Genomic DNA, 21,204 nt, shown 5'->3' with positions numbered 1-21,204 from the left:
GACGAAGCAGCGAGTTCAATCATGACCAAAAAGACGAACCATCAAAAAGCTGACGATTCATATATAATTGATCCAAAGGAATTCTCAAACCCATGTGAAAAACACACGAGCCGAGGATAATTTGGCATTTGACAAGTGCACGCTGTTGAGTTCTCAAGGAACGGACGCTCCCAGCCCTGCGACTCCCGCCGCAGCCCTCCGGGGCAACTTCCTCAGCTTAACCGAGCTGTTGGCGCCTCGCAATTCGACACGCCGTAAGTTCGGGAAGCTTCATTCTTCCGCCACCTCATCCGATCGGAACCGTTTGAGGCAACTTCAGTAGCCTAACTCTCCTCTGTGACTGCCGCAACTTGCGACACGCCGTGGAGTCGAGATCCTCATCCTATCGCGTTCCAGCTGAGCTGTCACGAGATGTTCCGGATGAGTCCGTGTCGCCGTCTTGGGATGGGAACCTTCCGGCTCAACCTCACCTCTTGGCGGCGACAAGAGAAAACATTACGGGGATCCGGCCATCGCGGCAAATCCTCACGCCTCATGGCGTGTCGCGCGCGACCGCCCGCTCATGCGATGAAGACGCCGGCGAGCGACTTCTTGCCGCGCTTGATGACCGACACTCCCCCGGGGAGCGTCCCCCGTACGGTTGCGTCGTCTGCGGTGACCCGTTCGCCGTCGAGCGTGACGCCGCCCTGCGCGATCGCGCGCCTGGCTTCGGATGTCGATGACACCAGCCCCGTCGCGACGAGTGCGCTGATCACCGGGGTGTCAGCGTCGAGTTCCGCGTGCGGGAGCTCGCGCAGCGCGGCGGCCAGCGTGCCGGCGTCGATCGCGGTCAGATCGCCCCGACCGAACAGCGCATCGGAAGCCGCGATCGCCGATGATGTCGCCTCCGCACCATGCACCAGCGTGGTCACCTCGAGAGCGAGCCGCTTCTGCGCAGCGCGTCGGAACCCCTCCTCCGCGACGAGGCGCTCGTACTCCGCGATCTCGCCCTGAGGGAGGAATGTGAACACCTTCATCAGCTTCACGACGATGGCGTCATCGACATTGAGCCAGAACTGGTACATCGCGTACGGGCTGCACATCTCGGCGTCGAGCCAGATCGCGTTCCCCTCGCTCTTGCCGAACTTCTTGCCGTTCTCGTCGGTGATCAGCGGGGTGCCGAAGGCGTGCACCGACGTACCGGTGACCTTGTGCACGAGGTCGGCGCCGCTGGTGAGGTTGCCCCACTGGTCGCTGCCGCCCGTCTGCAGCACGCACTCGTAGCTCTCGTGCAGGCGCAGGTAGTCCATGCCCTGCAGGATCTGGTAGCTGAACTCGGTGTAGCTGATGCCCGCGTCGGAGTTCAGCCGCGCGCTCACCGTCTCCTTCTTGATCATCGTGCCCACACGGAAGTGCTTGCCGATGTCCCTGAGGAAGTCGATTGCGCTCAGCTGCGCCGTCCAGTCGAGATTGTTCACCATTCGAGCCGCGTTCTCGCCGGAGAAGCTGAGGAAGCGCTCCACCTGGCCGCTCAGCCTGGCGACCCAGCCTGTGACGGTCTCCGCGTCGTTGAGCACTCGCTCCGCTGTCTGCTTCGGATCGCCGATCAGCCCCGTTGCCCCGCCGACGAGGCCGAGCGGACGGTGGCCGGCCAGCTGCAGTCGCCGCATCGTCAGCAGCTGCACGAGGTTTCCCAGATGCAGGCTGGGCGCCGTCGGGTCGAAACCGCAGTAATAGGTGATCGGATCGCCGCCCAGGACGTCACGAAGAGCGTCGCGATCGGTGGACACGTGCACGAGGCCGCGCCATTCCAACTCGTCGAAGACGTTCTCGAACGAGGGGTCGTTCGTCTGCTCTGCGGTTGCTGTGTCGGTCACCCATCCAGTTTAGTGGCTGGACCGCGCCCGTCCGGTGCCCGTCGACCGCTTCGTCGCGCTTCACTGCGCGCCCTGGCTGTCGAGGGTCTACAGCCCGAGCGCGTGCACCGCGTGCTGGGCGCGCTCGACCAGCTCAGCACGCTGCTCGACGACGCGCTCCGGCGCCGTACCGCCGACACCGCGGCGCGACTCCACGGAGCCGGTGATCGTGAGCACGTCCCTGACGTCGGGCGTCAGATGGGCCGACACCGAGGCGAGCAGCTCATCGTCCGCGTCCTCGAGGCCGATGCCGAGCCCTTCGCAGGCGCTCACGAGCGCACCGGATATCTCGTGCGCATCGCGGAACGGCACGCGATGCTTGACGAGCCACTCCGCCACGTCGGTGGCGAGCGAGAAGCCCTCGGGTGCGAGCTCGGCCATCCGCTCCGTGTTGAAGGACACGGTGGCGACCATGCCGCGGAATGCCGGAAGCACGACCTCGAGAGTGGCGACGGAGTCGAACAGCGGCTCCTTGTCCTCCTGCAGGTCGCGGTTGTAGGCCAGCGGCAGCGCCTTCAGCGTCGCCAGCAGACCCGTGAGATTGCCCACGAGGCGACCGGCTTTGCCTCGCGCCAGTTCCGCTATGTCGGGGTTCTTCTTCTGCGGCATGATGCTCGAACCGGTCGAGTACCCGTCGTCGAGCGTGACGAAGCCGAACTCGCGCGTGTTCCAGAGGATGATCTCCTCCGAGATCCGCGACAGGTCGATGCCGATCTGCGCGGCGATGTACGCGAACTCCGCGGCGACGTCGCGTGCAGCCGTGCCGTCGAGTGAGTTCTCACTGGGCCGGTCGAGACCGAGCTCCGTAGCGACCAGCTGCGGATCGAGCCCGAGCGTGGAGCCCGCGAGAGCTCCCCCGCCGTACGGCGAAACGGCTGCGCGCGAACGCCAGTCGCGCAGGCGCTCGAGGTTGCGCACGAGCGGCCAGGCATGCGCCTGCAGGTGGTGCGCCAGCAGCACGGGCTGCGCGTGCTGGAGGTGCGTCCTACCTGGCAGGATCGCGCCGGGGTGTGCCTCCGCCTGCGCGACGAGCGCGTCGATGAGGCCGAGCAGCTCGCGCGCGATGACGCGGGCGTGGTCGAGCAGGTACATCCGCACGAGCGTGGCGATCTGGTCGTTGCGGCTGCGCCCGGCGCGCAGACGCCCGCCGAGGTCGGCGCCGAGTTCGGCGATCAGCGCGATCTCGAGCGCGCCGTGCACGTCCTCATCTTCGGCACGGGGGCGCAGCGTTCCGTCCTCGAAGCGGCGCAGCAGGGCGTCGAGGCCCTCGTGCATCCGGCGCTCCTCGTCTTCTGTGAGGTAGCCGGCCGCGGCGAGCGCCTTGGCGTGCGCGTGCGAGCCCGCGAGGTCGTACGGGGCGAGAGCCCAGTCGAATTGGGTGGAGCGACTCAGCTCCTGCAGTTCTGGCGAAGGTCCGCTCGCGAATCGCCCTCCCCAGAGGGTTCCGTCGCCGGTCTTGCCCGTGGTGCTGTCGCCAGTGGTGCTCACGGTCCAAGGCTACGGCATGCGCGTGCCGCTCCCCCATCCCGCCGCGGCGCGCGAGGCCGCCCCGATCGCCAGTTCGAGAGGGCCGCGCCCGATCAGCAGGGTCCATGCGGTGCACACGGCGATGGTGCACAGGGTGAACGGCCAGAACGGCTCGAGATCGCGGAACGCCCCGAGCGGAGCAGCCTCACCCGACGTGGCCGCCCACCACACCACGAACTGGGCCGTGTACGCCGTCAGCGGCATCGCGCCGACGGCGCGCAGCGGGATCGCGAGCCACCGCGCCGGGGTCCGACATGCCAGCACGCACGCCGCGACGACCGCCACGGCGAAGCCGCCGGAGCCGACGGACTCACCCAATCCGCTCGAGTGAGGCGCATCGGTGAGCGCCTGACCCCATGGAAGGGAGCGCGAGGCAGGCGCAATCACCGCGTATCCGATCACTGCGAGAGCTGTGCCTGAGCACAGCAGCGCGATCAGCACGCGCCAGTCGTCCAGCCGAAGCCGACCGATGCCCATGCCCGCGGCGATGAACGCCGCCCACAGCGGAACCGGATAGTGCCAGCCGAGGGCCGTGGCCGCGTACCCGCCTGATTCCGTCTCCCACCATGCTGAGGCGTTCGCCGCATGCACGATGAACGGCCCGACGAGTGCGATCGTCGCAGCCGTACCGAACAGCGCTGGTGCCCGCCAGCGCAGCGCGGGGATGGCGAGGAGGAACAGCAGTCCGTACGCGGGCAGGATCACGTAGACGGGCACAGGCGTCAGTGCGAGAGCGATGCCGAGCAGCCAGATGCACCCGGCACGCGCGAGCATCCTGATTCGAGCGGTCGCCGCTTGCCTGCGCGGGATCGGCGATGCTCCCCCGGATACGAGCGCAATGGAAACGCCTGCCAGCACGGCGAACAGAATGGATGAGCGCCCGTCGGCGATGCCATGCCACGTCGACTGCACGGTCCACATCAGCGGCGGCAGCGGCAGCATGTGCGCCGCGAACATCCCGACGACGGCTGATCCGCGCGCAAGGTCGATGCCCGGCATGCGCCCATCGGCGTCGAAGCGCTCCCAGCGCGAACGGACCCATCCGGACCGCGCCCCTGCCGTGCGCGGCGGAGATGGTCCGGATGATCGCATGGTCGGCCTCACTGCCGCCTGGTCACGCCACCGTATGCGCTCGCTGCTGTTCGAGCAGCCACGCCAGCAGCGCCTTCTGCGCGTGCAGGCGGTTCTCTGCTTCGTCCCAGATGACGCTCTGCGGCCCGTCGATGACTGCGGAGTCGACCTCGTAGCCGCGGTCGGCGGGGAGGCAGTGCATGAAGATCGCGTCATCGTTCGCGAGAGCCATCAGCTCCTCGGTGATCTTGTAACCGCCGAGATCGTCGATGCGACGCTGCTTCTCCTCCTCCTTGCCCATCGACACCCAGGTGTCCGTGATCACGACGTCCGATCCGGCCGCGGCCTCGCGCGCGTCGCTGAGCAGTGTCACCGATCCGCCCGTCTCGCGTGCGAGAGAGACGGCGTCGGCGACGACATCAGCCCGGGGGAAGTACGCGGCGGGTGACGCGATGCGCACGTGCATTCCCGCCATCGCACCGGCCAGCACGTACGAATGCGCCATGTTGCTCTGGCCGTCGCCGAAGAACGTCAGCGTCCTGCCTTCGGTCCCGCCCTTGTGCTCGCGGATGGTGAGCAGGTCGGCGAGCAGCTGGCAGGGGTGGAAGTCATCGCTGAGCGCGTTGACGACCGGCACCGTCGTACCGTCGGCGATCTGCTCCAGGCCCGCCTGAGCGTAGGTGCGCCAGACGATGGCCGCCACCTGCCGCTCGAGCACTCGCGCCGTGTCGGCCGGTGTCTCCTTGCCGCCCAGCTGACTCGACGCCGTGGCGATGATCAGCGGCGAGCCGCCGAGGTCCGCGATGCCCACCGCGAACGAGACGCGCGTGCGCGTCGATGATTTGTCGAAGATCACGGCGACCGTCTGGGGGCCGTCCAGCGGCTTGTGCGAGAAGCGGTCGCGCTTCATCTCGGCGGCGAGCGACAGAATCTCGTTCTGCTCGGCCGGCGTGATGCTGTCGTCGCGCAGGAAGTGACGGGTCATACTGTCGTCTCCGAACTCTGGCTTGCGGCGTTCAGCGCGTCGCCGAACCTCCGAATGAAATCTTCGATCTCGGGGTCGCCCACGGTGAACGCCGGAGCGATCCGGATGGTGTCAGGCGCCGGCGCGTTCACGATCAGACCGCCGTCGAGCGCGTGTGCGACCACGTCGGCGGCGATCGGCCGCTCCAGAGCGATGCCGATGAGCAGTCCAGCCCCGCGTGTGCCCGAGACCCCCGGCAGTGCGGAGACCGCCTCGCGCAGCTGCGCACCGCGGCGGGTCACGTTCGCGAGCAGTCCTTCGTCCTCGACGTGGGCGAGCACTCGATCGGCGACGTGGCTCGCCAACGGGTTGCCGCCGAAGGTCGAGTTGTGCATTCCAGGTGCGAACAGGTCGCTCGCGCGGCCGAACGTGATCAGGCCGCCCAGAGGGAAGCCAGCGCCGACCGCCTTGGCGAAGGTCACCGCGTCCGGCAGCTCCCCGTCCGGGAGCATGCCGGGCAGCTGGAAGGCGAACCACTCCCCCGTGCGCCCCGACCCCGTCTGCACCTCGTCGAGGATCAGCAGCGCGTCGTGCCGGCGCGTGAGTTCACGGGCGCGGGCGAGGAAGCCATCCGGCAACTCGCGGACACCGGCCTCGCCCTGAATCGGCTCGATGAAGATCGCCGCGACGTCGTCTGCGGCGAACGCGTGCTCGAGGGCGTCGAGCGTCGGCTCGATGGTCCTGGTGTCTGGAAGCAGCGGCGCGAAGGGATCCTGGTACGCGGCCTTGGGCGTGATCGACAGTGCGCCGATCGAGCGGCCGTGGAACGCGCCGGCCAGCGACAGGATCGCTGTCTTCCCCCGCGGGTTGCCGTGCAGACGCGCGAGCTTCAGCGCTGTCTCGTTGGCTTCGCTTCCCGCGTTGGCCAGGAACACCCGGCCGTCCTCTCCGGTTCCCGCCAGCCGCTTCAGGCGTGCGGCGAGGTCGAGCTGCGGCTGTGAGGCGAACAGGTTCGACACGTGGGCGAGCTTCGCCGCCTGCTCGGCGACAGCGGAGACGAACACCGGATGCGCGTGGCCGAGGCTGTTGACCGCGATGCCGCCGAGGAAGTCGAGGTGCTCGCGGCCGGCGTCGTCGGTCACGTACGACCCGGAACCGCTCTCGAACAGGCGCGGGCGGCCCCCGAGGCTCATCAGGTCGCGCTCTGCGGCCACCTTCCAGTTCGCATCGCTCATGCCGACACCTCCGTACCGATTCCGTCGCTGGTGAACAGTTCCACGAGCACCGAGTGCGGCACGCGCCCGTCGATGATCGATGCTTTCCGCACGCCGTTCTCGACCGCGTCGAGGCAGGCCTGCATCTTCGGGATCATGCCGGACTCGAGTTTCGGCATGAGCTCGCGCAGTTCGCTCGCCGACAGGTGCGAGACGAGCGAGTCGCGGTTGGGCCAGTCGGCGTAGAGGCCAGGCACGTCCGTCAGGACGACGAGCTTCTTCGCGCCGAGAGCACGGGCGAGCGCGCTGGCTGCGGCGTCCGCGTTGATGTTGAGCGTGTGGCCTGGATGATCGAGATCCGGCGCGACGCCGGCGATGACGGGGATGCGCTCCGCCGCCAAGTGGTCGAGCACGGGCTGCGGATCGACCTCGGTGACGTCGCCGACTCGGCCGAGGCTCTCCTCGACGCCATCGATCACCACGCCGCGGCGACGCCCGCCGAACAGCGCAGCGTCTTCGCCGGAGAGGCCGACGGCGAATGGGCCGTGCGAGTTGATCTTCGCCACGAGCTGCGGATTGATCTGCCCGGTGAGCACCATCCGGACGACGCTGATCGCCTCGGTCGAGGTGACGCGGTAGCCGCCCTTGAACTCGCTCGGGATGGCGAGTCGGTCGAGCATGCTGGAGATCTGCGGTCCCCCGCCGTGCACGACGACGGGCTTGATGCCGACGTAGCGCAGGTAGGCGATGTCCTGTGCGAACGCGTCCTGCAGCTCCTCGGAGATCATCGCGTTGCCGCCGTACTTCACGACGACGACCTCGTCGCGGTACTTCTTCAGCCACGGCAGCGATTCGATCAGCGTGGTCGCTTTGAAAGCGGCCTGTTCCGGTGTGGTCTGCTGGAGATCGATCTCGCTCATGAGCTGTATGCGCTGTTCTCGTGGACGTAGGCGTGCGTGAGGTCGTTGGTCATCACGGTCGCCTCCGCCTCGCCGACCCGCAGATCGATGTCGACCAGGGTCGTGCGACCGGAGAGGTCGACCTCTTCGCGAGGCTGGTCGGGGCCGCCGCCGGTGCACACCCGCACACCGTTCATCGTCACGTCGACGTCGTACGGGTCGAACTCGGCGTCGGTCGTGCCGATCGCGGCGAGCACGCGCCCCCAGTTCGGGTCCTCTCCGAAGATCGCGGTCTTGAACAGGTTGTTGCGCGCGACGGAGCGCGCAACGGTGACGGCGTCCTCCTCGTTCACTGCATGCAGCACCCGGATGAAGATGTCGTGGCCCGCACCCTCGGCGTCGGCCATCAGCTGGGTCGCGAGCGACATGCACGCCTCAGTGAGTGCCGCACGGAACGCGTCAGCATCCGGAGCGCGCCCGGATGCCCCGCTCGCCATCAGGGTGACCTGATCGTTGGTCGACATCGCGCCGTCGGAGTCGAGGCGGTCGAAGCTCACGCGGGTGGCGGCACGCAGGTGCGCGTCGGCCTCCTCGCTGGTGAGCTGTGCATCGGTGGTCAGCACGACGAGCATCGTGGCGAGCCCTGGGGCGAGCATGCCCGCACCCTTCGCCATGCCCCCGATCGTCCATCCGTCGCCCGTGATCTCAACGGTCTTGGGAACCGAGTCGGTCGTCATGATCGCGTGCGCCGCGTCGTCGCCTCCGTCTGCGGACAGGCGCGAGATCGCGTCTGCGGTGCCGGAGAGCACCTTGGTGCGGAAGATCTCGTCGCCCGTGCCGATCAGGCCGGTTGAGCACACCTGGATGCCCACGGCCCCGACGCCGAGCAGCTCGGCCGCCCGTTCCGCTGTCTGGTGCGTGGTCTGGAACCCGAAGTCGCCGGTGAAGCAGTTCGCTCCGCCCGAGTTGAGCACGACCGCGTCGGCTGCACCCGCCTTGATCGCCTGCTGCGACCAGAGAATCGGGTTCGCCTTGGCACGGTTCGACGTGAACACCGCCGCCGCCGTTCTCTGCGGGCCGCGGTTCACGATGACGGCGACGTCCTTCTTGCCCGTGGACTTCAGGCCGGCTGCGACGCCTGCCGCCTCGAAGCCCGCTGGTGCGGTCACGCTCACGGTGCGACTCCGTTCGTCGTCAGCGCCGTGGACTCGTCGAGACCGAGCGCGATGTTCATGGATTGGATGGCGGCCCCCGCTGTGCCCTTGGCGAGATTGTCGACGGCGGTGACGACCGTGACCCGGTTCGCGCTGCGATCGATGGCGAGGCCGATCAGTGCGGTGTTCGCGCCGGCGACATCGGCCGTGCGCGGCATCCGCCCTTCTGGCAGGAGCTGCACGAAGTGCTCGTCACCGTATGCGGACTCCCACGCGTCGCGGATCTGCGCATCGGTGGCGCCGTCGACGATCGGGGCCGACGAGGTGGCGAGAATGCCGCGCGACATCGGCACGAGCACAGGTGTGAACGAGATGCGGGGGTCGCTCGCCCCCGCCGCGCGCAGCGCCTGCTGGATCTCGGGGATGTGGCGGTGCGTGCCGCCGACGGCGTACGGGTTCGCTGTGCCGAGCAGCTCGGCCCCGAGCAGGTGCGGCTTCAGGCTCCTGCCCGCACCGGAGGGCCCGACGGCGAGCACGCTGACGATGTCTCCCGCATCGATCACGCCGGCAGCCACGCCGGGGACGAGCGACAGCGACACCGTCGACGCATTGCATCCGGGGGCGGCGATGCGGGTCGCACCGCGCAGACTCTCGCGCTGCTTGGCTCCGCTGATCAGCAGCTCAGGCACGCCGTACGTCCACGGCTCGTGGAAGTCTCCGCCGTAGAACGCCGCCCACTCGGCCTCGCTGGTGAGACGGTGGTCCGCCCCGGCATCGATCACGAGCGCCGCATCGCCGAGCGCGTCGGTGTACTGACCCGACTGCCCGTGCGGGAGCGCGAGGAAGACGACGTCGTGACCGGCCAGCACATCCGGTGTGGTCGGCTGCAGCGTCAGGTGGCGCAGCGACCTGAGGTGCGGCTGGTGATCGACGAGGTCGTCGCCGGCGTTCGAATGCGCGGTGACCGTGCGGATCTCGATGTCGGGATGGCCAGCGAGCAGGCGCAGGATCTCGCCGCCCGCGTAGCCAGAAGCGCCGGAGACAGCGACCGAATACGTCATAGTTCCTACCTTAAGTCCGTGCGAGTGGGTTGCCGTAACGGCGACACCGCTCCCTCACGCAGACACGAAGGTTCGCAGTGCCGCCCAGACTCGGCGGGCACGCGGACGGCGCGCGACGACGCTGCTCGGTGAGAGCGGCGAGACGGTCGCGGTCGATGCCATGGCGACGACGTTAGCAGACCCGTCTCGGAGATCCGCCGTCCAGCGGAGAGCACGGCTCGGATCTCCGTCGCGCGGCGGAGGCGCGTGACGCAGCAGCGGGAGACGATCGGTGCATGAACGCTTCAGACCTGTACTCACCGCTCGATGTCAGAGAGGGCGTCCCGCCGCAGCGCGTTCCCTGGGGGCCCGTCGCGTGCTACCTCCTGATCGCCTTCGGGCTCGGCTGGCTCGTCTGTCTGCCGCTCTGGCTCGGTGACGGCCTCGCCTCTCCGCTGTTCGGGGTGCTGGTGCCCGCCCTCATGTTCACGCCGACCGTCGCGGCGCTGATCATGACGTTCACGACCGTCAGGAAGGGAGCCAGGGCCCGCTGGCTCGGCCTGCTGCCGTTCCGGCCCGTCGCACGCAAGATCTGGCTCTTCCTGCTTCTGCCCGTCGCGTTCCTGGTGATCGGCTTCGCCGCGTCGCTCCTCGCGATCGGCCTGGGCTGGGCGACGCCCGATCTGGCGCTCGCAGGCGCGGCCGCACTTCTTCCGCCAGAGGTTCCCGTCGAGATGTACCTGGTGGGCCAGTTCGTCTCGCTGCCCATCGTCGTCGTGATCGCCACGGCGTCGGCCTTCGGCGAGGAGCTCGGCTGGCGCGGATACCTCGCCACAGCGCTGTCACCGCTGGGCTTCTGGCGCTCCGCGCTCGTCTCCGGCATCGTCTGGGGCCTCTGGCACGCCCCGATCATCCTGCTCGGCTACAACTTCGCCCGCACCGACGCGCTCGGCCTGGCGTACATGTGCGCGTTCTGCCTCGTCGCGGGCGTGATCGTGCAGTGGACGCGTTACTTCACCAGGAGCGTGTGGCCCGCAGCCCTGGCGCACGGCGCTCTGAACGCCGCCTTCCCGATGTCGCTGATGATCCTGGACCCCGAGGGCACGGAGGCGGTCGCCGGAACCGTGATGGGCGTTCCCGGATGGATCATGATGGCCGTCGCGATCGGGCTGCTGCTGCTCGCCCGCGGTTTCCGACCAGGACCCGACCGCGCGATGCCCGGTGCGTCAGCAGAAACCCAGGCCGACCGCCCGTCGCCGGAAACGAACGCTCCCACTGCGTAGCTCGACAGAATGCGCGCTCCTGCACGTCGCATCGTGAATCAGGTGTGCAGGAGCGCGCGAACTGTTGTTCTCTGCACGATCGGTCGTGCAGGCTTGCCGGTATGGACGACCCGCTCCCCGAGCTGACGGCCGAGCTCCGCACGATCACCGCACTCCCTGAGGTCCCACTCAACGGGCCCCGGCGCTGGTGGGGCGGTCCGCTCGACGTAGAAGGGCTCGCCCTCGCAAGCGTGGCAGCGGCAGCGTCGGCCGCAGCCGCGGTGACGGGTCACCGGCTCGGTGTGCGGGCCGACCTCGTCGCCGGTGCCTTCAGCTCGATCCGTCACACCAGGATCGACGGGCGGAAGCCTGAGGGGTTCGCGCCGCTGTCCGGGTTCTTCCCCGCCTCCGACGGGTGGCTGCGCACCCACGCGAACTATCCGCATCACGCGGCGGTCCTGGAGCGCCTCTACGGCGCGACGGACGCTCCGTCGCTGGCAGCCGCCCTGGCCGGTGTCGCCGCCGCCGATGCCGAGCACGACATCGACGCGGCGGGAGGTGCGGCCGCACGGGTCAGAACAGCGCAGGATTGGCGGGGCTCTGCGCCGGCGCGAGCCGTCGACGGGTCAGGGTGGATCGAGTTCGATGTCGGGGAGCGCGCGGACGCGGAACCGCTCGTCCCGACCAGCGGCGGGCTCGACGGCGTCAGGGTGCTCGATCTGACCAGGGTGATCGCCGGGCCGACGGCGACGCAGCTGCTGGCCCAGCTGGGAGCCGACGTGCTGCGGGTCGACCCGCCCGGTCTGCCTGAGCTCGTCGACATGCACGTCGATCGCAATGCCGGCAAGCGCACGACTCTGCTCGACGCGCGCGACCTGGCGCACCTGGCGGTGATCGACGACCTCGTCGCACGCGCCGACGTCGTGGTGACCGGGTACCGGCCAGGCGCTCTCGCACACCTCGGGCTCGACGCCGGAGCGCTGCGCGAACGGCGCGCAGACCTTGTCGTCGCGGAGTTCTCGGCGTGGGGCTTCGACGGCGCTTGGGCCGGGCGACGCGGGTTCGACTCGATCGTGCAGGCCGCGACGGGGATCGCCGACGCGTATCGGCACGACGACGGGACACCGGGCGCCCTGCCGGTGCAGGCACTCGACTACGCGACGGGCTTCGGCATCGCCGCCGCCGTCTGCGCGCTGTTGCATCGCCGCGCTCACACGGGCCTGGGCGGTTCGGCTCGAATGTCGCTCGCGCGAACCGCGCACCTGCTGCTCGACCAGCCGTCGGCGACCGACGCGCTCTCGCCGTCACCGGTTCCCGTCATCCGGAGGCTCGACTCGCCCTACGGTCCGCTCGACCTCGCCGCCCCCGCGGTGACGCGCGACGACGCCGTGATGAAGCACACCACCGCACCCGACGACTACGGCACGGCGGAGCCGCGGTTCCTCAGCTGAGGGCGCGCGCCGACGGGTTCGCGCGGCTCCCGTGGCGCTGGTGCCGCGCTCGCGTCATCGACGCCTCATCCGCGGGACGTCGCAGGCGGCTCCACCTGGGCGTCGCTGCCAGGGAAGACCAGCGTCTCGTGGCCGTCCTCGTACCTCACCAGATACGGCGGTGCGCCGTCGTCCCCTCGCACTTCGAGCACCTCGACCAGTTGGTCGGGAGCACCGACCGTCCTGCCGTGGACGTGCACCTTGTCTCCGACTTCGGCTCGCATCACGATTCCTTTCGTCGACTCCCTCCAGTGTGCCGCGGCACTGGCGCCGTTTCCAGACCCCGGACGTGCGCCGCGGGTCCACGGGCCTCTCACACAGGACGAAGAGCGTCAGAGGATGAAGATGATCGCGACGGCGCTGAGCACGATGCCCGCGATGCCGAGGCCCTTGTTGCTCTGAGTGGCGGGATCGTGCTTGACGACGCCGACGATCGAGAGCACGATGCCGACGACTCCGCCGATGAATCCGAAGAACAGCGGGAGGAAGATCGAGACGAGGCCGACGACGAAACCGGCCGTGGCGAGACCGTTCGCCCGCTTCATCGCCTGCGGCGCATACGGTCCCGCATAGCTCTGAGGGCCCGCGTACGGCTGTGCGTACGGTGGCAGAGGCGCAACCGGCTGGCCGAACGGCGGCTGCTGCGCCAGCTCCCCTCCCGCAACGGGCGGAACACCGTCCGCCGGCGGACGCGGTTCGCCGAACGGCGGCGGACTCAGTGGCTGCCCGTAGCCGGGGACGGCGAACGCGACGGCGTCATCGTTGCCGGCTGCGGCCTCGTGCGCGGCGGGCGCTGGCTCTGACGGACTCGGTGCGACGTCGCCGTGGGCCGTTTCGAACGGCAGCGGCGGCATCGGCGGCGGTTCCGGCATCGGCGGGAGGTCGGGAAGATCTGCATCAGGCACGCGACGCACTTCTCCGCCGTGCTGTTCGTTCGTCACTCTGCTCCCCCATCCGGCCGACCGTCGCCGACAACACTACCGGCCGTGCCCCGATCAGGACGTGCCGTCATCGGACGCCCGCCGCGAGCCGCGGACGCGCCCCGATTCGTACGCCCACATGGCCGCCTCCACCCGGTTGCGCACGCCGAGCTTGCCGAGCACAGCGGCGATGTGCGCCTTCACCGTGCCGAGCGAGAGGTTCAGCCGCGCTCCGATCTCGGCGTTGGTGAAGCCTGCGGCGAGCGCGACGAGCACCTCCTCCTCCCGCGAGGTGAGAGGGTCAGCCGGCTCCGTCGATCGCGGCGCGGCCGGTGAGAACTCTGCCAACAGCCGCGCCGTGATCTCGGGGGCGATCAGGGCATCGCCCGTTGCGGCGGCGCGCACGGCCTCGGCGAGCAGCCTCGGCCCCGAGTCCTTGAGCAGGAAGCCCTTCGCTCCGGCACGCAGAGCGCCGTGCACGTACTCGTCCAGATCGAAGGTGGTGAGGATGACGACCGCGGGCGGCGCGGCGTCCGCGGCGAGCGCACGAGTCGCCTCCAGCCCGTCCATGCGGGGCATCCGGATGTCCATCAGCACGACGTCCGGACGCTGACGCCTGGCCAGATCGACGGCGACGATCCCGTCAGGGGCTTCGCCGACGACCTCGATGTCCGGCTGCGCGTCGAGCATCATGCGCAGGCCGACGCGGATCGACTCCTGGTCGTCCGTGATGAGCACGCGGATCACGATGATGCGTTCCGTTCATCGCGCGCCGACGGCACGACTGCCGAGACGATCCATCCGGACTCCCCCTGCCCCGCGTGCAGGCGACCACCGAGCATCGACGCGCGCTCGGTCATCCCTGTGATGCCGTAACCGCCGGATGCTCCGGATGGAGCCGCGGAGCCGTCGTCCGTCACGCGCAGTTCGACACCGGCGGCGCTCACGGCGAGTTCGACCACGACGCGCGTGGCACCACTCGCGTGGCGCCGCGCGTTCGCAACCGCCTCCTGCGCGATGCGGAAGAGCGCGTTCTGCGCCATCTGCGGCATCTGCGAGACGGCGACGCGGGCGGCTGAGGCGGCACGTACCTGCACGACCGGAGGGCCGGGGGCGGCGAGCGCTTCGATCTCGTCGAGCCCCGCGATGGGCTGCAACGGCGCCGATGCTTCATCGCCGCGCAGCACCCTGACCAGCGATCGCATCTCGGCCAGCGCCTCGCGCGCCTCCCGTTCGATCGCCCCGAACGCGGTCGTCGATCGCTCGACGTCCGGCGGCAGCGCCTGTGCTGCCTGGGCGCGGATCGCGATCGCCGACACGTGGTGCGCCACTGTGTCGTGCAGGTCGCGGGCCAGCTCCTCGCGCTCCCTGCCCCGTTCCCGCTCCCGTGCGGCGGCGTGCGCGTCGACGCGCTGGCGCCGGATCACACCGACCAGGCAGGCACCACCCACGATCACCACGGCTGCCGCCGCGCCGATCCAATCGCCGCCGCTCGCGGCGAGTGAGACGACGACGCCGAGCCCCAGCAGCGCGCCGCCCAGCATCCGCGCGAAGCCGCTCCCCCAGCGGAACAGCGCGTACGGCACGAGAAGCATCACAGCCACGGCGCCGAGCGCACTCGCCCGCTCGCCCGCCGCCCATGCTGTGATCTCGTAGCCGGAGGAGATCGCCGTCATGCCGGCCACGACGACGAGCGGATGCGTGCGCCGCCAGAGCAGCCCAGGGAGCACGGCGAGTGTGACGATGAGGGAGGGCACCGGCCAGACCAGGTCGGACCGCACGAGGGTCTCCGCGACGGCGACGGCGGTCGCGACGGCACGACGAGCACGACGTCGCGCGCGCACGGCGCCCCGCGCGCAGCGGCGGCGGCGGCGCGCGCAGCCGAGGCGATGCGCGTTTCCATGACTGCACAGCTACGCCGCCGCGCTTCGGCGCAGGCCCGGCGCGCGCGTGCCAGACCCTGATCACGATCTCCGCGGCGACGATGTTGATCAGCCAGCCGGCGTCCATCTCGATGACGCGGCGCAGCTCATCCGGTGGCCCGAACAGCAGCATGGACGGCATCGATGTGAACACCTGGGTGCCCGCTCCCATCGCCACCGCGTATGCGCGGATCATCCACGCCCCGTGCGACTGGAAGCGTCGCATGGCGACGGCGACGAGAGCCAGCACGAGGCACACGAACATCCACACGCCGACGGCATAGCGGGACAGGAGCAGCACGAGCCCGTCGTCGATCGGCGGAAGGACGTATGTCGCGTTCATCCACAGCCCGGACAGGGCGACGATGAAGCCGGTGGGTACGAGCAGGTAGCGACCGGCGAAGCGATGCCACACGATGTGGCGGCGCCGGAACGTCGGAGGGAACTGGAAGGCGCCGACGAACGCGTAGATCAGCGCGCCGACGATGTGGGCGAGGACAGGGAGCGGATCGTCCGCGAAGCGATCGGGAGTGGAGGGATCGCCCACGGCGACGCCGCCGACGCGGACGGCACCGGCGATCGACGGCACCAGTGCCAGCACGAGGAGGCCGGCGATGAGCCACCGCTCGCGGGCGGGGATGCGGGGTTTCGCGGGCGAGGGACGGGGAGCGGCCGTGCGGGTCGTCGAGGTCATGCGGCCATGCTCGCGCGACCGCCTGGCCCGCGCATCGGCCGTCCGGCCGGTTCCGGCGCGCGCGCTCATCCGGTCGGCCATCGATGACGCCGGTCGGCACCGTCCGAGGTGCCGACCGGCGTCATCGATGGTGGGTCAGTCGCGGATCTTCGCGCCGAACCGCTCGTCGGCGACGCGCACGCCTGCCAGCTTCGCCTCTGTGGCTTCCGCGGCCGTCAGCGTCCGGTCGTCCGCGCGGAATCGCATCGCGAAGGTGAGGCTCTTCGTTCCGGCGTCGAGGCCTTCGCCGCGGTAGTCGTCGACGAGCCGGATGTGCTCGAGCAGGTCGCCTGCCCCCTCGACGAGCGCCGCCCTCAGGTCGGCAGCCGCAAGCGCGGCATCGACGACGAGGGACACGTCCTGCGTTGCGGCGGGGTAGGTCGACAGCGAGGCGGCCACCACGCGGCGACCGACGAGCCCGAGGAGCAGATCGAGGTTCAGCTCGGCGACGATGGTGTGCGCCGGCAGGTCGGCGTCGGCTGCCACGCTGGGCAGCAGCTCGCCGACGTACCCGATCTCCTCGCCGGCGGCCGACAGCGTGCCGGTGCGACCCGGGTGCAGCGCCGCCCGCTCCCCCTGCGAGACGATGATGTCGATCCCCGCCGCGACGCCGATGGTGCGCACAGCGTCCAGCGCGGCTTCGAGCCCCGCCTGCTCTGCTGCCCGCCCCGGCTGCTTCGGCGTCACGTTGCCCGACAGCAGGATCGCGACGTGGCGCGGCTGCGGCGGAACGGAGGCGTTCAGCGTCGCGAGGGTCTCCTCATCCGGACGCTCGGCGATCGGCGGCACCGTGTCGGTGCCATAGGCCACGCCGCGCTCCGGCAGGAACACGCTGCCGACTTCGAACATCGCAAGATCGGTCAGCCCGCGTGAGATGTTGCGGTGCGCGGTCTGCGCCAGGCCCGGGATCAGCGAACGGCGCAGGAAGGCCTGCTGCGCGCTGAGCGGGTTGGCGAGCCTGACTCCTGGCAGCGACTCCCCCGACGGCGATCCGTAGAGGTCGTTGTGCTCCTCGGAGACGAACGGGAACGCCGGCGTCTCGACGAATCCGGCGGCGGCGAGCGCGTTCGACACGCGACGGCGCCCCTGCTGGGCGGCGGTGAGGCCGCGGCCCGAGGGCGGCGTCGGCAGAACCGACGGCACCTTGTCCAGGCCGTCGACGCGGACGATCTCCTCGGTGAGCGCCCACTTGTCCGTCAGGTCGCCCCGCCATGTCGGCGCTGTGATGCTCCAGCCGTCCGAGGCGTCGGCGACGGTGCAGCCGATCGCCTCGAGCACCTCGCGGATGCGCTCCGGCGCGTAGTCGACGCCGATCAGCCCGCCGGCGAAGCCCGCAGGCAGCTCGACCGGATCGGCCAGGGCGACGCCCCCGACGCGGGTGCCCTCGTCGGTCGCCGTGCCACCGGCGAGCTCGACCATCAGGTCGACGACCCGCTGCGCGGCGACGGGAGCGACGGCGGGGTCGACGCCGCGCTCGAATCGTCGGGAGGCCTCGCTGGGCAGCTTGTGACGTCGGGCGGTGCGGGCGATGGAGACTCGGTCGAAAGTCGCCGCCTCGACGAGCACGTTCGTCGTCGCTCCACCCATCTCGGTGGTGCCGCCGCCCATGACGCCGGCGAGCCCGATCGGCCCGGAGCCGTCGGTGATCAGCAGGTCCTCGGCGAGCAGCTCGCGCTTCTGGCCGTCGAGCGTGGTGAGGGTCTCCCCCGCACGCGCACGGCGCACGGTGATGCCGTCGGTGAGCGCGTCGAGGTCGTAGCCGTGGATCGGCTGCCCCAGTTCGACCATCACGTAGTTGGTGATGTCGATGAGCAGGCCGAGCGACCGGATGCCGGCAAGCGCGAGTCGCGAGACCATCCAGGCGGGCGTCGGGCGCGACGGGTCGACGCCGCGTACGACGCGGGCGACGAACTGCGTCGCGCCGTCGTTGCCGCGGATCGGGGTGTCGTCGCTCAGCTCGACGTCGAAGCCGGATGCCTCGGCGACCGCCGCGCCGACCGCGGGGTCGGAGAACGCTGCGCCGGTCGCGAGCGAGTACTCGCGGGCGATGCCGCGGATGGACAGCGCATAGCCGCGGTCCGGGGTGACGTTCACGTCGACAGCCGCGTCATCGAGGCCGAGCAGCGCGATCGCGTCCGCGCCGACCTCCGGGTCGAGACCCCACTCGACGAGCCGGATGATGCCGTCGCTCTCGTCGCCGAGGCCGAGTTCGGTCGCCGATGCGATCATGCCGTCGGAGACATGGCCGTACGTCTTGCGCGCGGCGATGGCGAAGCCGCCAGGCAGCACGGCGCCCGGAAGCGTCACCACGACCTTGTCGTCCTCGAGGAAGTTCTGCGCGCCGCAGACGATGCCGCGCACGCCTCCGTTCGCCTCGCCGACATCGACCTGGCACCAGCGGATGTTCTTGCCGTTCTTCTGCGGTTCGACCTCGAAGGAGACCACCCGACCGACGACGACGGGGCCCGTCACGTCGAACGAGACGAGCTCCTCCTCCTCGAAGCCGACCGACACGAGGGACGCGAACACCTCATCCGGGGTCGCCTCCTGCGGAACCTCGACGAACTCACGCAGCCACGAAACGGGGACGCGCATCACACCACCATCCCGAACTGCTCGCTGAAGCGGACATCGCCCTCTGCCATGTCTCGCATGTCCTGCACATCGCTGCGGAACATCACCGCCCGCTCGATGCCGATGCCGAAGGCGAAGCCGCTGTACTCCTCAGGGTCGATCCCGGCCGCGCGCAGCACGTTGGGGTTCACCATGCCGCAGCCGCCCCACTCGATCCAGCGCGCACCGCCGGCGAAGGTCGGGTGCCACAGGTCGAACTCGGCGCTCGGCTCGGTGAACGGGAAGTGATTCGTGCGCAGGCGCGTCTTCGCCTCATCGCCGAACATCTGCCGCGCGATGTGGTCGAGGGTGCCCTTCAGGTGCGCCATCGTGATGCCCTTGTCGATCACGAGACCCTCGAACTGGGTGAACACGGGCAGGTGGGTCGCGTCGAACTCGTCGGTGCGGTAGGTGCGGCCGGGGCACAGCACGTAGATCGGCACCTCGCGGTCGAGCATCGAGCGCACCTGCACGGGGCTGGTGTGGGTGCGCATCACGAGGTGGCGCTCCACGGGGTCGACGTAGAACGTGTCCTGCTCCTGGCGGGCGGGGTGGTCGACGTCGAAGTTCAGTGCGTCGAAGTTGAACCACTCGTGCTCGAGCTCCGGCCCCTCGGCGATCTCCCACCCCATGCCGACGAAGATGTCGCTGACGTGCTCCTGCAGCGAGCTGATCGGGTGACGCGCACCGGTGCGCGTGCGGTGGGCGATGGCGGTGATGTCGACGCGTTCCGCCTCGAGGCGCGCTGTCAGCTCCGCCTCCGCGAGTTCTTCCTCACGTGCGGCGAACGCCTGGTTCACCCTGGCGCGCGCGCCGCCGACGAGCTTGCCGAACTCGGCCTTGTGCTCCTTCGGAACGCTGCGCATCTGCGCGTTCAGCGCGGCGAGCGGACTGCCCTCGCCCTGGTGGGCGGAACGGGCGGCCTTCAGAGCGGAGATGTCGGCTGCGGCGGCCACGGCGGCGAGTGCTTCGGCGACCGCAGCTTCTACCGCCTCTGGCGTGATTTCGAGTGGTTCGGACACAAGACACGATTCTACGTGGCGGCCGCGGACGGAGACGAACCGGCATCGGCGAGCATGTCTCCTGTCCGACGCCGCACCATCCGGTGCCGGACGGCGATCCTGCGGTAGGCCTCGACGAGGTACGGATCGGGCAGGACGTCGGCCTCGGAGTGGACCATCGCCTCGACGGCACCGTGCCATGTCGCATGCACACCGGATCCGACCGCCGCGCTGACCGCCGCCCCTGTTCCCGCGCCGTCGGCGACCCGCATTCGACGGACGGGGATCTCGAAGGTCGCGGCCAGGATCCGCAGCATCAGATCGGAACGCGCACCACCGCCAGCGACGATGAGCGTTCGCGGTGCGCGACCGAGCGCGTCGAAGAGGTCGCGGGTTTCGTCGGCCATCATCAGTGCCAGCGCTTCGAGCACCGAGCGATGCAGATGGCCGCGCCCCTGCGAGCCGTCGAACCCGATCATGGCACCGCGGCGCCACGGCTCGTCCGCCGGGGCGAGCCAGTCCAGAACGGTCACGAGCCCGCCGGCACCGGCGGGGGCCGACGCCGCCTCTGCCTCCAGGGTCCGCTCGCGCTCGCCGTCGCCGAACGCGGGCGCCGCGTTCTCGCCGGGGCGCGCATCGAAGACGAGGTCGCGCAGCCAGCTCACCGTCCACATGCCGCGACGCACTCCGCCGCTCTCGTAGAACGTGGCCCCCGGCATCGCGCCGAAGTTGCGCCACGGGCCAGCGGCGCGACGGGGCGCGAAACCGCTCTCCCCGGGAGTCATCGCCGCGACGTAGGTGCCGAGCGACAGCAGCGCGTCGCCCTCGTCGATGAGACCAGAGCCGAGCGCTTCGACGGCTTTGTCGTTCGAGGTGGCGTACACCGGCAGACCCTCGGGCAGCCCGGTCGCGTCCGCGGCCGCCGCCGTCACTCGCCCGTGCAGCTCGCCCGGCATCACGAGGGGCAGCAGCATGTCGCGCGGCACGCCCTCGCGGGCGATCACGGCGTCGTCTTCGCTCCAGCGCCAGGTGTCGTGGTCGACCGGCCAGTGCCCCTCGGTGTTGCCTGCGGCGTCGGTGAGTCGGCCCGTCAGCTGCCCTGCGATGTAGCCGGTCGACGTCGCCACGTACCTGACGTCGTCGTGCTCTGGCGCATACGGGCGGGACAGGCGCTCGTCCATCCAGTTGATCACCGGCGCGGCGAGCGAACCGTCGGCGCGCAGCAGCGCACGACAGAACCGGATCGTGCACAGGCCGACGCCGACGATGCGCGCCGGGTCACCGTCGAAGGCATCCATCGCTTCGCGGCAGGCCGCGACGACGGAGTCCCAGAGGTCGTCATCCGGATGCTCGACGCGGCCGGGCGCGAGACGAACCGCCGGGCGCAGGGCGGCGCGCCCGCGCGCGAGGACGCCACCGGCCGCGTCGACGATCGAGACCTTCGTGCTCTGCGACCCGTTGTCGATCGCGAGCAGCAGTGGGCCGTCCATCCGGGGCCC

General features: G+C 69.9%; 17 protein-coding genes and 1 pseudogene. 2 read left to right on the top strand and 16 right to left on the bottom strand.

Annotated elements, in window-relative coordinates:
* Window positions 1-560 precede the first annotated feature (560 nt).
* From tyrS to argC, 8 genes are all read right to left on the bottom strand, one after another.
* Window positions 561-1,856 carry a tyrosine--tRNA ligase gene (tyrS, locus tag CIK77_RS13480; RefSeq protein ID WP_087056600.1) on the bottom strand — a complete coding sequence of 432 codons (1,296 nt, stop codon included), beginning with the start codon at window positions 1,854-1,856 and terminating at the stop codon, window positions 561-563.
* 87 nt (window positions 1,857-1,943) lie between these two features.
* Complete coding sequence (gene argH / locus CIK77_RS13475; protein WP_087056599.1) at window positions 1,944-3,383, bottom strand: argininosuccinate lyase; 1,440 nt, start codon at window positions 3,381-3,383, stop codon at window positions 1,944-1,946.
* A 9-nt stretch (window positions 3,384-3,392) separates the two neighbouring features.
* Window positions 3,393-4,421: a heparan-alpha-glucosaminide N-acetyltransferase domain-containing protein gene (locus CIK77_RS13470; protein ID WP_249268742.1), complete on the bottom strand. Its 1,029-nt coding sequence runs from the start codon at window positions 4,419-4,421 to the stop codon at window positions 3,393-3,395.
* 115 nt (window positions 4,422-4,536) lie between these two features.
* Entirely contained in the window at window positions 4,537-5,478 is a 942-nt protein-coding gene (gene argF, locus CIK77_RS13465) for an ornithine carbamoyltransferase (RefSeq protein ID WP_087056597.1), read from the bottom strand.
* Window positions 5,475-6,692, bottom strand: coding sequence for an acetylornithine transaminase (locus tag CIK77_RS13460; RefSeq protein ID WP_087056596.1), 1,218 nt, complete (start codon window positions 6,690-6,692; stop codon window positions 5,475-5,477). Before CIK77_RS13460 ends, argF begins: the two co-directional genes overlap by 4 nt.
* Window positions 6,689-7,591: an acetylglutamate kinase gene (gene argB, locus CIK77_RS13455; RefSeq protein WP_087056595.1), complete on the bottom strand. Its 903-nt coding sequence runs from the start codon at window positions 7,589-7,591 to the stop codon at window positions 6,689-6,691. Before argB ends, CIK77_RS13460 begins: the two co-directional genes overlap by 4 nt.
* Complete coding sequence (gene argJ / locus CIK77_RS13450; RefSeq protein ID WP_087056594.1) at window positions 7,588-8,745, bottom strand: bifunctional glutamate N-acetyltransferase/amino-acid acetyltransferase ArgJ; 1,158 nt, start codon at window positions 8,743-8,745, stop codon at window positions 7,588-7,590. The genes argB and argJ overlap by 4 nt, the downstream gene beginning before the upstream one ends.
* Window positions 8,742-9,785, bottom strand: coding sequence for an N-acetyl-gamma-glutamyl-phosphate reductase (argC, locus tag CIK77_RS13445; RefSeq protein WP_087056593.1), 1,044 nt, complete (start codon window positions 9,783-9,785; stop codon window positions 8,742-8,744). Before argC ends, argJ begins: the two co-directional genes overlap by 4 nt.
* Before the next feature lie 275 nt (window positions 9,786-10,060).
* On the opposite strand from argC, the gene CIK77_RS13440 reads away from it, so the two are divergent.
* Both CIK77_RS13440 and CIK77_RS13435 read left to right on the top strand, forming a co-directional pair.
* On the top strand, window positions 10,061-11,047 hold the full coding sequence (locus CIK77_RS13440; RefSeq protein ID WP_087056592.1) for a CPBP family intramembrane glutamic endopeptidase: 987 nt from the start codon (window positions 10,061-10,063) through the stop codon (window positions 11,045-11,047).
* Between the two features lie 101 nt (window positions 11,048-11,148).
* On the top strand, window positions 11,149-12,477 hold the full coding sequence (locus CIK77_RS13435) for a CoA transferase (protein ID WP_170934262.1): 1,329 nt from the start codon (window positions 11,149-11,151) through the stop codon (window positions 12,475-12,477).
* Between the two features lie 65 nt (window positions 12,478-12,542).
* Here the strand turns inward: CIK77_RS13435 and CIK77_RS13430 are convergent, their stop codons facing one another.
* From CIK77_RS13430 to CIK77_RS13395, 8 genes and pseudogenes are all read right to left on the bottom strand, one after another.
* A complete protein-coding gene (locus CIK77_RS13430; protein WP_087056590.1) occupies window positions 12,543-12,740 on the bottom strand; it encodes a DUF1918 domain-containing protein in 198 nt (65 codons plus the stop codon).
* A 108-nt stretch (window positions 12,741-12,848) separates the two neighbouring features.
* Complete coding sequence (locus CIK77_RS13425; RefSeq protein ID WP_140403580.1) at window positions 12,849-13,421, bottom strand: DUF4190 domain-containing protein; 573 nt, start codon at window positions 13,419-13,421, stop codon at window positions 12,849-12,851.
* 90 nt (window positions 13,422-13,511) lie between these two features.
* Complete coding sequence (locus CIK77_RS13420) at window positions 13,512-14,186, bottom strand: response regulator (protein ID WP_087056588.1); 675 nt, start codon at window positions 14,184-14,186, stop codon at window positions 13,512-13,514.
* Window positions 14,180-15,280, bottom strand: a complete 1,101-nt coding sequence (locus CIK77_RS18185) for a sensor histidine kinase (protein ID WP_114347266.1) — start codon at window positions 15,278-15,280, stop codon at window positions 14,180-14,182. Before CIK77_RS18185 ends, CIK77_RS13420 begins: the two co-directional genes overlap by 7 nt.
* Before the next feature lie 178 nt (window positions 15,281-15,458).
* Window positions 15,459-16,052 (bottom strand): annotated as a pseudogene (locus CIK77_RS18360) (DUF2306 domain-containing protein); the annotation flags it as partial.
* Window positions 16,053-16,187: 135 nt separating this feature from the next.
* On the bottom strand, window positions 16,188-18,686 hold the full coding sequence (gene pheT, locus CIK77_RS13405; RefSeq protein ID WP_087056586.1) for a phenylalanine--tRNA ligase subunit beta: 2,499 nt from the start codon (window positions 18,684-18,686) through the stop codon (window positions 16,188-16,190).
* On the bottom strand, window positions 18,686-19,726 hold the full coding sequence (pheS, locus tag CIK77_RS13400) for a phenylalanine--tRNA ligase subunit alpha (RefSeq protein WP_087056585.1): 1,041 nt from the start codon (window positions 19,724-19,726) through the stop codon (window positions 18,686-18,688). The genes pheT and pheS overlap by 1 nt, the downstream gene beginning before the upstream one ends.
* 11 nt (window positions 19,727-19,737) lie before the next feature.
* A complete protein-coding gene (locus CIK77_RS13395; protein ID WP_087056584.1) occupies window positions 19,738-21,195 on the bottom strand; it encodes an FGGY-family carbohydrate kinase in 1,458 nt (485 codons plus the stop codon).
* Between the last annotated feature and the right edge of the window lie 9 nt (window positions 21,196-21,204).

Origin of the sequence: Microbacterium sp. JB110 (assembly GCF_003335195.1) — a bacterium.
GTDB lineage: Bacteria > Actinomycetota > Actinomycetes > Actinomycetales > Microbacteriaceae > Microbacterium.
This window is presented reverse-complemented; position numbering and strand designations above follow the sequence as displayed.